This window comes from Sphaerisporangium melleum, from assembly GCF_014646695.1.
Taxonomy (GTDB): domain Bacteria; phylum Actinomycetota; class Actinomycetes; order Streptosporangiales; family Streptosporangiaceae; genus Sphaerisporangium; species Sphaerisporangium melleum.
This window is the reverse complement of the sequence record NZ_BMNT01000020.1, coordinates 1,137-1,410: the sequence shown is the minus strand read 5'-3', so window position 1 is coordinate 1,410 and position 274 is coordinate 1,137.

Here is a 274-nt window from a genome sequence, read left to right as displayed (position 1 = left end):
GCGGGCCAGTGCTCCGGTGTTCACGCCGGGGGTGAAGGCCCGCGCGGGAGTGCCCGTTAGGGCGCGAGCGTGCCCTGGCCTTCGTGGCGTTGCTGCTTGATCCACGAGGCGCAGGTCACCCGGACGGCGGAGGGCGGTCGTTGCGTTCGATGATGGTGTGCTCGCCGGGGTGGTGGGCGGCGTCGGCGCGGCGGCCGATGTGTTCACGGATCGCTGGGATTCCCCTACGTTCGGTCACGGGTCGGGTGACAATGATTGCTGTGCGGCTTCGTTG